Consider the following 11,901-nt stretch of genomic DNA (forward strand, 5'->3'; position numbering starts at 1 on the left):
GCTGACAGTATCAAGGGAGAAACACTATGTACTTGACGCCTCAGCATGTGCTGCTTGCCGGAGCCACCGGCCTGACCGGTGAACATTTGCTTGATCGCTTGCTCAATGAGCCAACGATTACGCGGGTTTTGGCCCCCTCACGCCGGCCATTGGCCGAACATCCTCACCTTGAAAACCCGGTAGGCGACCCTGCGGAGTTTCTGCCGCAACTCAATGGCCGTGTCGACATCGCCTATTGCTGCCTCGGCACGACCATCAAAAAAGCCGGTTCCGAAGAGGCGTTCCGCGCGGTGGATCTGGACATGGTCGTGGCGTTCGCCAAACGAGCCCGGGAAATGGGAGCGCGACACCTGATCGTGATCAGCGCCTTGGGAGCCGATCGCAGATCCTCGATTTTCTACAACAAGGTCAAGGGCGAAATGGAGCACGCATTGCGCGCGCAAAACTGGCCGCAATTGACGATTTGCCGGCCATCGCTGCTGCTGGGCGAGCGCATCGAGCCGCGCTTTGCCGAGAAAGTCGCCGGTCCACTGTCTCGGCTGATTCCCGGCAAATACCATGGCATCGAAGCCTGCCAACTGGCCCGCGCCATGTGGCGCCTGGCCCTGGAGGAGCAGGATGGGGTGCGGATTGTCGAGTCGGATGAACTGCGAAAACTCGGCAAATAGTTCAGTGGTGACTGGCTTTGCGGCCTTGCGGCCCCAAGGCAATTCAATGTCTTCTCTTTAGCATCGCCTCCGCGCGCTGTCGCGGTTTGCCTGCTGATTCGTCGTTGCATTAGTTCCGGCTCAATATTGCAGTCGCGCACACACCACGTGGGCGACTGGGTCTGGATACATCATCTAACGAATGCCACAAATATATACCGCACACACTCTTCCTCCCTCAATAAAACTTATGGAGAACCACCATGACAACCCACTCTAAAACCAATGCACAAACTAAAAAAGCGGCACTCAAACCATGTCAATACACTTCATACCTATCGAGAATGATCTAACACAGCCAACAAACATTCGCATCACCGAAACTTATCCATTACCTGCGGCAGAAGTCGGCTTATACAACACCGTAGATCAGCAGCGTCGGCGGAGGCTGACCCTTCAGGATCAACAACATGGCCCTGTGCGCATTGGCGAGTTCACCATTAGTCGCCAGGACCTGTATGAAATGGGCGCCAGACTCAATGGACAGGTGATCGACGCAAGTCATCCGATTCAACTCGAGCCCGACCAGACGTTCATAAACGCCGTGCAATTTGATCCGGTCAAGATCGAAAGCAGGCTGCAATCCCCTCAACACAGCGACACTTGCGCGGGGTTGTTGTTTGAACTTGGCGTTCTGCGCTCGGCCAGCGCCCCATCTTTGCTTTCAGCATCCTCCTCCAACTTGTCAGCGTCCATGCAGAACCTTGGCAAACTCTTGGGCTCCGCCCAGCAACTCACATTAAATACCCCATCACTGCCGGAGAATCTGCCGAGCTGGGCCGACAAGGTCAAAAGCCGCGGCATGACCAGCATGGGTGTCGGGCTACAGGGCTACGGTATCTACAGCGGGATCATGGGCACCGCAGAGGCATTGAAGAAAGGTGACATGGGTGAAGCGGGCATCAACGTCGGCGGGATCACTGCCGAGATGGGTTCTTTGTTCCTCGAGCGGGGGCTGGAAAACATTGGCAGAAACATGATGCTCAGTGGCGGCAAGGTATTCACAGGGTTCAGCACAACCAGTGCCGGCAAGTATCTGGCACGCGGAGCCGGCCTGCTTGCCAGCATCCTGACGCTTCCGTTCGATATCTACACCGCCATCAAAGCGTTCAATGACGCCGCCAGCGCCACCGGCAAAGAGGCTCGGGATCACTACTTCAATGCAGCGCTCAGCCTGACCAGCGCCGGGCTGAGCATTGTTCTGGGCATCGCAGCACTTGCCGGTTTCAGTGCTGCGGGTCCGATAGGCATTGCCGCAGGTGCCGTGCTTATTCTCGGCGCAAGGATCTACGGCGCCGCCCGCCAGGTTGATGACATCGACGATTACATTACGTTGAGCACTCACGAACGCTTGCGCTCGGGTTGGTTTGCATTCACCGGGCAAACCATGGATCAAGACATCCTCGACCGCTACCTCGTCGCCAAAACCGACAGCAACTATGGCGAGTTGCTGAGAAAGACGGCCCGAGGCTGGCTGGATAGCGAATTGAAAGACACGGTCGAAGCGGTCGTGTTAGGCAGCTATCAAGTCGAATTGCAGTCCGTCAGACATTGGAAATACCAGTGGGACGAAGCCGGCGGCGAAAGTCCCTACATCGAGGAAAAGGAAGCGGTCATCAAAGAAACCGACGACGCGTTCGATGCCAGTGAAGGTATCAGCCACATTCCGGGCGCAATCCTCGGCAGCGCGGGCGAACACAAGTCGATCCTCTGGCAACTGGGAGGCGGCAATGACACGGTTGTGGGAGTCAGGGACAAACCCAACCAGTTCAGCTACGGCGCGGGGAAAAAGACTCTAACCGGTGGCGACAAGGACGATTTTTTCAGTTTTCGGATAGCCGACGACACGCTCCGGCCTAGCGATCTGTCAGGCAGTCGGCTGCGCGGTGGCGAGGGCAATGACACGTTGCAACTGGAGGGCAGGATCTCGCGGGACAAGCCGCATCAGGGCGTGCACATCAACCTGCAGACAGGGCAACTGAACCTGCGCGCCAGCCACGATACTCCGCCGCTACGCTTTGAATCAATAGAGGCTCTGGAAACACTGGCGGACGCCGCGAATAGCATCACCGGCAGTTCGCAGGCGGACCGAATCGTCCTGCGCGGAAACGCGGACATTGCCGACACCGGCGCGGGTGTCGACACGATTGTGATCAAAGGGCCAAACAGCCAGGTCAACGGCGGCCCTGGCGAAGATCACTACATCATCGCCGACAAAACCGGTGCCACCACACTGATCGAAGATGGCCAGGACCCCAGCCTCATAGACCTCGACTGGACGCTCGAACGCATTCAAGGCTGGCGGGTCGAAGGGACTTCACTGGTGCTGTCCGCCCTTGACGGCATCGATGGAGAACTGCCGCAGATCACCGTCAAGGTCAAAGGCGTGTATCGCCAGGAAGCGGACAAACGCCTGCTGCAGAACGACAAACTGATAGTGCGCACCAGGGATCTCTACTCACTCAAACCTGACTTGCCGCAACAGCTCGATGGCGACGTCAGCGTCGACGTCAACGCAATCATCCTGGCGCGGGGCAAACCTGCAACCCCGCCGCAACTGTTGAAGGGAGGAGACTATGTCGCCTCCAGCGCACCGCACTCAAGCTACTTCGTCCATCGACATTTGGCGTCGACCGTACTGGCTGTCCGGCACGTGAGCGAAACAACGCTCAGCACACTTTTCCTGGACTACGACAGTCATGAAATAGAAGCCGTAGAGGCTGACTACACGATCAGGTCAACTCGCAACATCAACTCCGACTACCTGCGTTATCAGGACGTCAACTTGACCTTGCGTTTCACGGATCAAAAGCGCCTGACGCTCAAAGACATGGCCCGTAATCGCCCTGGGGTTGGTAGCAATGTCATGGGCAACCTGATCGCGTCGGGGCTGATGCCCACACACAACTTTGTGCTCATCATGCGCGACGCAATCTCCTATCGGGTAGGACTGCCGCACCATTCCTATCTTGAAGACCAACTCCAACAGGGTCACAGGACTGTATTGACGCCCGGCTCGCTGGTTGAGCGCAGCGGTCACTACCTGATCCAGCAACCCGCTGCCCACCCGCCCACCGTGCTTAAACCGCAGGACCTGCGTGTGGACATCCAAGCCGCGCCGCAGGCCGGCATTCTCGTGCTGGAGGGACAGGCCGCGACCTACGACATTCATCCGGCGGCCGACACCATCCTCAGGCTGTCGACTTCGGTCTCGATAGCCACTGCCATCGGTACCTCAATATGGAATATTCATACACAGCACCTGAGTGAGACGATCGGCCGCGAGCACATCCACCTGAGCGGCGCACAACTATGGGTCGGTCACATCCTTGTTCTGCTGCCCAATGACGAGACCGGTGAAGCGCTGATGGAAACGGTGCGTGTGTTCACCTCATCCGGTCACCGATACGACGTCGAACAGGAATTTGCCGTGGTGCTTCTGGCAGAAATCAATGCCCAGGCCTATTCCAGCATCGACGCGATCCAGGCAGAGATCAGCCTGCATCGCCAAGGCAACGAACCGATGACCGACCTGGTGCTCATCCGCCATCTGCAATTGCGTGACGATGACCGCAAAGCCATTTACTACGACAGCGTCGCCGAGGACTGGACGCTCGAAGGTGACTGGTCGCGCAAGCTGCGACATGAGGACATGCACATCGCGCGCGCCCCCGTGAATGAAACCCCAATGGATCAATGATCGAATTGCGCCACACCTGATCTCATTCAAACAACGAAGCGGCTGCCGCTTCCACACTGGAAAGGATTCCAACATGGCACCCAAACCACCGATAACTTCGATACCCAAAATCAACCTGCCTGAGCTGCCGACGACGACCCCGCCGCGACTGCAAACGGATGCGTCGCTGCCGCCTCCCCGTGTGAACACAGGGCTGGAGGCGATGCAACCTGCTGCGGGATGGGCTGATGGCACGCCCCATCCGCCTGGGCTGACACCCGGCCTGTTGCCCGATGTCCCGCAGCCGATACAAACACAGGCACTCGCGGGGTCCACGGTGCCGACACGTCCTCTCGGCAATGATCCGTTGAATGGGTTTCGAGTGTCGGTCTACTCGGCAAACACGTTGCCCCCGCCAAACGACGCTGGCTTGCGAATCCATGCCCAACGCCTGTACGCCGACATCCCGGGCAACGGTACTGTCCAAGTCAGCTATGACGCCGGCACGAACACATACCGGGCACAACGTCGCTTCGAAGTGACTCCCAGCGGACCGGTATTGCACCTGAACAACGATGGAAAAAGCTGGAGCCTCGATCCCCCCGCCCCGCCGCCGGTAAACATGTCAACGACTGCTATCGCTCCACGCATCTACCTTGATAGCACACACTATGTCTGGAACCCGGACGCAACAAACCTTCAGGGATACGTCGTTCTGCATCGAAAAAGAGGCCTGGACGCACACGTAGGACCCGAAACCCATATAGCTTTTCAGGATGACAACGGTTCGTTCGTCAAAGTCGAACCGGGCTCGACTCCGATCGACCAGCCGGCGGCCAAGCTAGCGGCGTGGACCGACCGTGAACTGTGGGATATGTACGATCTTTCCGGTAGTGATATCACCCGTTTCCGCGACGAAGTCACGGTCACCGGGATGAAGCCGCGATGGGCCTCCATTCGACAGGAGCGGCTTCAGAAATCGTATCTTCTCGATGAACTTCGCCGCTGGTTGGCGCCACATATGAGCCGGGATGAATTTAACCGGCGAATAGAGCCTCTGAACTATTCGGTCGAGCAATGGGCGGCGCAACTCGACAGGGTCAGTCTCGATTCGGTCGCCAGGCGCCAACGTGAAGTACACAAACGCAAGCTGGACAACCCGCAAGCGCAAACCGGAGCCGAGGCACAACGCCCACGCCTGGCGGACGAGCAATACCCCAAAGCGGATAGTCCCGCAGTGCCCGACTACATTACGAAGTCCGTTGAGTACGGAGCATTGAGAGACCAACTGATCGAACAACTTCGATCCCTGACAAGTACGGGACCCGCCGCGAAATCGCGGGAGGAGATTACCCGCCAGATTCAACCCTACAACCTGTCGACACGACAGCTCTCACGACTGGTCAGTGACATGCAGGCCCAAGCGCGCATTCCCCAGTGGGCTGAGGACCTCAGACATTCTTCCATGGACGAAACCAACCCTCATCGGTTCGATGAAGTCTACGAAGAACTGCTGCCCGAGATACTGCACCTCAGAAACCAGTCAACCGGCAACATAGCCTTCTCCGACAACTTCACCCGTCCATTTCTCAACGCCCTGCTCACAAAGGCCGGTTACCAGCGCAACAAATACAACTGTTTATACAGAACCGATATTCCGGCCATGTTCAGGGGGGACGACCGCAACCCCTTCGAGTTTTTCGAGGATCACATGCGCCCACGCCAGAAACACGGTATTGGATCAACCACACAAAAAGCCGTGAGCGCAACGTTCAGTCTGTCGGAGGCATATGTACATGCTCGCAGCGCTCCAGACGTGGAAGCGTTGCTGTATGACACTCAGCATCACAAATACCCAGGGGAATTAATCGACTACAGCGGAGCCGGCAGATACGAAGAAAGAGGCAAAAGTAGCAGTGACGACAGTTCATCCAGCAGTGACGATAGTTCATCCAGTAGCGACGACAGTTCATCCAGCAGCGACGACAGTTCATCCAGCAGCGACGAGGACAGCTCAGGTATCCCGCTCTTGCGTTTCCATGACAAGCACTACATCGCAAAAAGGCAAAATCAGCGCATCGGGTTTACCTATTTGCTCGACACCCGCAATATTGAAGTTGTGCCTGGCGAAGAAAACCTGGCTTTCAATGCCTATGCGCGAACCGAAAAAAAGCCCGGTGAAAAGATCTGGTTTCCCGACGATTCATATGAAGGCCATATTTCAATGTCTGCACGCGGCTTGAGTGCTGACCGGATCTGGCTGATCAACTCGAACGGGACACGTGCAGCGAAGGTCAATGACATCTGCGCCCTGTACCTGAGTCAGCCCGAGTCCGCCAGGCACAGACCCAGTGCGGGCAGACCCATTGAAGAAAGAACATGGAGCGGTGACGACAACGAGTGGGAATATGACGACTTGATTGATCAGGCCGCAACCTTGGGCAAACCTGTCATCGAACTTCCTGACGGGGAAATATACTCAAACGACATCGCGTTTCCTTAAGGTCCGCTCTGATCAGTGTTAAACAAGACCGGCCCTCGACTTCCGGGAGCCGGTCATCTTTCAGGCCACTGCGCGCAACGCTTTCCTACAACCCTCCGGTCGCCTGAAAACTCACGCCAATCACCGTCAATAACGACAACGGCAACAGCAGCGTGTCGAGCAAGGCACTGGCCGGCAGATCGACGCCGGGATAGCTCGGGGCTTCGGCGCCGAAACGGTCCATGGCGCAACAGCCGCCATTCATCGCATACAGATCCAGCCGCGTTCCGGCGTATACCACTGGCGCTCCAGGCTTGGCGGCATCCAGCGTTCGCGCCGTGGCACAGCCAGCCAATTGCAGCGCCAGCACAATCGTCAGTAACTTATTCATCGCTGGTCAGATGGTGCTCGCCCCAACGCGGCAGCATGTCCTGGGGAATGTTCAGCAAATTGAGGATTCGCGCCACGACAAAATCGATCAGGTCGTCGATGGTTTGCGGCTGATGATAAAAACCCGGCGAGGCCGGCAATATCGTCACGCCCATGTTCGATAGCTTGAGCATGTTCTCCAGATGAATGCTCGAATACGGCGCCTCGCGCGGCACCAGAATCAACTGGCGACGCTCCTTGAGCGTGACGTCGGCGGCACGCTCGATCAGGTTGTTGCAGGCACCGTTGGCGATGGCCGACAAGGTGCCGGTCGAGCATGGCACCACCACCATCGCCGCCGGTGAGCCGGAGCCCGAAGCCACCGGCGACATCCAGTCCTCCTTGCCATACACGCGGATCTGCCCGGCAGCAGCGCCGGTGTATTCGGTGAGGAAGGCCTGCATCATCTGTGGCTTGGCCGGCAAGGTGACGTCGGTTTCGGTGGCCATCACCAATTGCGCGGCCTTGGAAATCAGGAAGTGCACTTCGCGATCTTCGCGCACCAGGCAATCGAGCAGGCGCAAGCCGTACTGCGCGCCGGAAGCACCGGTCATCGCCAGCGTGATGCGGTCCGGACCGTTGTTCATTGCAGCGCCTCAGCGAGTTTGCCGTGCAGGCCACCGAAACCGCCGTTGCTCATGATTACCACGTGAGTGCCCGGCTGTGCCTGGCTCTTCACGCGCTCGATGATGCCTTCCAGCGAATCGCTGACAATCGACGGCACGGTGCACAGCGCTGCAGTGGCTGCCAGATCCCAGCCGAGATTGGCCGGCGCATACCAGATCACCTGATCGGCATCGACCACGCTTTCCGGCAAACCGTCACGGTGTGCGCCGAGCTTCATGGAGTTGGAGCGTGGCTCGATGATCGCGATCAATGGCGCGTCGCCAATGCGTTTGCGCAAGCCGTCGAGGGTGGTGGCGATGGCGGTCGGGTGATGAGCAAAGTCGTCATAAATGGTAATGCCACGGACTTCTGCGACTTTTTCCATGCGCCGCTTCACGCTTTTGAAGACACTCAGCGCCGCGATGCCCATGGACGGCACCACACCGACGTGGCGCGCGGCGGCCAATGTGGCCAGCGCGTTGGCGACGTTGTGCTGGCCGGTCATGTCCCATTCCACCACGCCCTGGGAAACGCCTTCGAACATCACTTCGAAGGCCGAACCGTCTTCGCTCAACAACTTGACCTGCCACTGTCCACCGGCACCGGTGGTTTGCACCGGGGTCCAGCAGCCCATCTCAATGACCCGCTGCAAGGCAGGCTCAGTGGTGGGATGGATCACCAGGCCTTCGCTCGGGATGGTCCGCACCAAATGATGGAACTGGCGTTCGATGGCCGGTAGGTCCGGGAAAATATCGGCGTGGTCGAATTCCAGGTTGTTCAGGATGGCCGTGCGTGGACGGTAGTGAACGAACTTGGAGCGCTTGTCGAAGAACGCACTGTCGTATTCATCCGCTTCAATGACAAAAAACGGTGTATCGCCCAGACGCGCCGAGACCGAGAAGTTCTGCGGCACGCCACCGATCAGGAAACCCGGGCTCATGCCCGCGTGTTCCAACACCCAGGCAAGCATGCTGCTGGTGGTGGTTTTACCGTGCGTGCCGGCAACCGCGAGCACCCAGCGACCTTGCAGCACGTGATCGGCCAGCCATTGCGGGCCGGAGACGTAAGGCAGGCCTTTGTTCAGCACGTACTCGACCGCCGGATTGCCACGGGACATGGCATTGCCGATCACCACCAGATCCGGTGCCGGGTCGAGCTGCGCCGGGTCGTAGCCTTGGGTCAGTTCAATGCCTTGCGCCTCGAGTTGCGTGCTCATCGGCGGGTAGACGTTGGCATCGGAGCCGGTCACGTGATGGCCCAGCTCTTTGGCCAGAACCGCCATCGAACCCATGAAAGTGCCGCAGATACCAAGAATATGAATGTGCATAGTCGACCTCGTAAAACATGGCCGCAGGTTAGCTTAGGGTGGGAAAATTCGCACCTTGTGTTTCCACTTCTCGGACGCACTGATGATGATCGTTCCCACGCTCCGCGTGGGAATGCAGCAAGGGACGCTCTGCGTCCCATAAGCGGACGCAGAGCGTCCAGGGAGGCATTCCCACGCGGAGCGTGGGAACGATCAGCTATGCGGAGCGGGCGATGCCGTGTTTGCGCAGCTTTCTGTAAAGGGTATTTCGGCTAACACCCAAATGCTCAGCCGTATGCGTCATGTGCCATCGCGTCTGCTCCAGCGCATTCAACAGCGCCAGACGCTCGGCATCCTCCAGCGGATGCTCCGCTGGCTCCTCGATAGCTTGCGCTACCGCCGGCCGGGCCTGTCGAATCATCAACGGCAAATCCTCCAACCCGATCCGCCCGCCGTCACACAAGGCCGCCAACGTACGCAGCACATTGCGCAACTGCCGAACGTTCCCCGGCCAGGCGAAACCGAGCAAGGCCTGGCGCGCCGGCCCATCAATCAACACCGTTTCACCGCGCGCTTCTTCGGCCAGCAAAAAGTCGAGCAACTGTGATTTGTCACTGCGTTCGCGCAATGGCGGCAGTGCGACTTCCAGCCCATTGAGCCGGTAATACAGGTCTTCACGGAAGCTGCCATCCTGCACTCGCTCAAGCAGATTGCGGTGCGTGGCGCTGATGATCCGCACATTGACCGATTCCGGCTCTCCTCCGATTGGCACGACCTGCCGGTCTTCCAGCACCCTTAACAACCGTGTCTGCAAGGCCAGCGGCATATCGCCGATTTCATCCAGGAACAAAGTACCGCCATCGGCCTGCTGTAACTTGCCGCGCATGCCCTCCTTGCGCGCGCCGGTGAAGCTGCCAGCGCGATAGCCGAACAATTCGCTCTCGATCAAGCTTTCGGGGATAGCTGCGCAGTTGAGGGCAACGAAGGTTTTTTCCGCGCGTTGACTGGCTTGATGCAGCGCTTTGGCGAAGGCCTCTTTGCCCGAGCCGGTTTCACCGTTGATCAACAGCGGCACGTCCCGCTCGTAGACGCGCAAGGCCTTGCGAAAATCCGCCTGCAAGCCGCTATCGCCCAGGCAGATGCCAGGCATCGCAGCCCGATCTTCCACAATGGGGGCTGGCTTCAGCGGCACAGGTACGCGCCGTGACTCGCCACGCAGCACGGCAAACAGCTGGCGCCCATCACGGGTGCGCAGTGGCCAACTCGCACTGGCATGGCTGCTGGCGCGGCCGAGCAATTCATCCAGCGAGCAATCGAAAAACGCTTCAACCGGTTTGCCGAGCAAGCCGCCGCGCACAAACCCCAGCAGGTTCAGGGCACTTTGGTTGACCGCACTGATCCGTCCTTCACCATCAAACGCCAGCAATCCTTCACTGAACAAGCCGACGGATTCGGCCTGCAAATGAAAACGCAGCAGCCACTGGTTGTCGAAACAACGCAGGAAATAGCAGCTCTCAATCATCTTCGCCGAAAGATTGACCAGCGCCATGGTGTGAAACTGACTCTGACGCGAGACATCGTGCCGTGCAGAGGACACATCGAGCACCGCCAGCAGTTCGCCATGCGGGTCGAACACCGGGCTCGCCGAACAGGTCAGGCCGGTGTGACGGCCACGAAAATGTTCGTCCTGGTGAATGGTCAGTGCCTGGCGCTCTACCATGCAGGTACCGATACCGTTGGTGCCTTCGCAGGCCTCGCTCCAGTCGGCGCCGAGCCAGAGGCCGGCACGCTCGAAAATCTTCCGTTCGGCGGGGGCCGTCACGCAGTTGAGGATCACGCCGCGCGCATCGGTCAACAGCACCGCATGGCCGGCGCCTGAGAGTTGCTGATGCAGGCTGGTCATTTCGTTGCCGGCGATGTGCAGCACTTGTTGCAAGCGTTCGCGGCTTTCGAGGACGCGCCCATGCTCAAGCACCGTCGGCGCCATGCTCAGGGCCGGGTCGAGGTGATAATCCTCAAGACAACGCAGCCAGGAACGGGCTATGGACGGATCGCTGCCTGGACCGTGCAGGTGGGTTTTCCCCTGCGTGACGGTCAATACCTGCTGGGCATGGCGACTCAAATGGTTGTCGTGCATTTCTTATTGTTCTCCCCGAGAGCAGTGCCGCCCCTTTCAGGCCTGGCACACGCCTTGTGGCGAGGGAGCTTGCTCCCGTTCGAGTGCGAAGCGCTCGCCAGAACCTGACCGGTAGACATTTTGGAGCCGCTTCGCAGCCCAGCGGGAGCAAGCTCCCTCGCCACAAAAAGGATTATCCGCGCGGCATCCTGCGGCCGAGCATCCTCCAGCCCGGCGCGCATTGCAATGCTGGCGAGACCCATCAGTCACAAGCTGTGCCATAAGCGGTACAAACTGTCACAGGGGCTGTACCGAAAGCGTCACAGCCGTCACCCGCCCGTCTGGGAAAAATCGTCCAAGGCCTTGATTTGCCTGAGCTGCAGGGCAATGGCCCGACCTTTGCTCTACGCTTATAGCAAGCGCACATGCGCGACTCCCTATAAGCACAAAAGCAAGGAGAGACCACCATGCGTTACGCTCACCCCGGTACTGAAGGCGCTATCGTTTCGTTCAAGAGCAAATACGGTAACTACATCGGCGGCGAGTTCGTCGCGCCTGTCAAAGGTCAGTACTTCA

At 58.6% G+C, this 11,901-nt stretch carries 8 protein-coding genes; 4 read left to right on the forward strand and 4 right to left on the reverse strand.

The genetic code is table 11. The features are described from left to right. Positions 1-26: 26 nt before the first annotated feature. From D8U69_RS00535 to D8U69_RS00545, 3 genes are all read left to right on the forward strand, one after another. The gene (locus tag D8U69_RS00535) at positions 27-668 is read left to right on the forward strand and encodes an oxidoreductase (protein WP_056855818.1); all 642 of its coding nucleotides are present in this window, start codon (positions 27-29) and stop codon (positions 666-668) included. A 502-nt stretch (positions 669-1,170) separates the two neighbouring features. Next, on the forward strand, positions 1,171-4,407 hold the full coding sequence (locus tag D8U69_RS00540) for a calcium-binding protein (protein ID WP_130906441.1): 3,237 nt from the start codon (positions 1,171-1,173) through the stop codon (positions 4,405-4,407). 73 nt (positions 4,408-4,480) lie between these two features. Continuing rightward, the gene (locus D8U69_RS00545; protein WP_130906442.1) at positions 4,481-6,889 is read left to right on the forward strand and encodes a hypothetical protein; all 2,409 of its coding nucleotides are present in this window, start codon (positions 4,481-4,483) and stop codon (positions 6,887-6,889) included. An 85-nt stretch (positions 6,890-6,974) separates the two neighbouring features. On the opposite strand, the gene D8U69_RS00550 is transcribed toward D8U69_RS00545, so the two are convergent. The 4 genes from D8U69_RS00550 to D8U69_RS00565 form a co-directional block, all read right to left on the reverse strand. After that, a complete protein-coding gene (locus D8U69_RS00550; protein ID WP_056855821.1) occupies positions 6,975-7,259 on the reverse strand; it encodes a YceK/YidQ family lipoprotein in 285 nt (94 codons plus the stop codon). Beyond that, positions 7,252-7,884, reverse strand: a complete 633-nt coding sequence (gene ubiX / locus D8U69_RS00555) for a flavin prenyltransferase UbiX (protein WP_056855822.1) — start codon at positions 7,882-7,884, stop codon at positions 7,252-7,254. The genes D8U69_RS00550 and ubiX overlap by 8 nt, the downstream gene beginning before the upstream one ends. Beyond that, positions 7,881-9,230: a UDP-N-acetylmuramate:L-alanyl-gamma-D-glutamyl-meso-diaminopimelate ligase gene (mpl, locus tag D8U69_RS00560; protein WP_130906443.1), complete on the reverse strand. Its 1,350-nt coding sequence runs from the start codon at positions 9,228-9,230 to the stop codon at positions 7,881-7,883. The genes ubiX and mpl overlap by 4 nt, the downstream gene beginning before the upstream one ends. Positions 9,231-9,426: 196 nt before the next feature. Continuing rightward, the gene (locus D8U69_RS00565; protein ID WP_130906444.1) at positions 9,427-11,346 is read right to left on the reverse strand and encodes a sigma-54-dependent Fis family transcriptional regulator; all 1,920 of its coding nucleotides are present in this window, start codon (positions 11,344-11,346) and stop codon (positions 9,427-9,429) included. A 446-nt stretch (positions 11,347-11,792) separates the two neighbouring features. Between D8U69_RS00565 and D8U69_RS29680 the strand changes: the two genes are divergently transcribed. Then, the coding region (locus D8U69_RS29680; RefSeq protein ID WP_241664269.1) for a hypothetical protein at positions 11,793-11,901 on the forward strand (109 nt) is incomplete at its 3' end.

This window comes from Pseudomonas sp. Sample_16 (assembly GCF_004307665.1).
In the GTDB taxonomy this organism is placed as follows: Bacteria; Pseudomonadota; Gammaproteobacteria; order Pseudomonadales; family Pseudomonadaceae; genus Aquipseudomonas.

What these genes read in the sequence shown, in the direction of transcription:
- mpl (WP_130906443.1), bottom strand. Translation starts at nt 9,230, where the DNA reads ATGCACATTCATATTCTTGGTATCTGCGGCACTTTCATGGGTTCGATG.
- D8U69_RS00535 (WP_056855818.1), top strand. Translation starts at nt 27, where the DNA reads ATGTACTTGACGCCTCAGCATGTGCTGCTTGCCGGAGCCACCGGCCTG.
- ubiX (WP_056855822.1), bottom strand. Translation starts at nt 7,884, where the DNA reads ATGAACAACGGTCCGGACCGCATCACGCTGGCGATGACCGGTGCTTCC.
- D8U69_RS00565 (WP_130906444.1), bottom strand. Translation starts at nt 11,346, where the DNA reads ATGCACGACAACCATTTGAGTCGCCATGCCCAGCAGGTATTGACCGTC.
- D8U69_RS00540 (WP_130906441.1), top strand. Translation starts at nt 1,171, where the DNA reads ATGGGCGCCAGACTCAATGGACAGGTGATCGACGCAAGTCATCCGATT.
- D8U69_RS00545 (WP_130906442.1), top strand. Translation starts at nt 4,481, where the DNA reads ATGGCACCCAAACCACCGATAACTTCGATACCCAAAATCAACCTGCCT.
- D8U69_RS00550 (WP_056855821.1), bottom strand. Translation starts at nt 7,259, where the DNA reads ATGAATAAGTTACTGACGATTGTGCTGGCGCTGCAATTGGCTGGCTGT.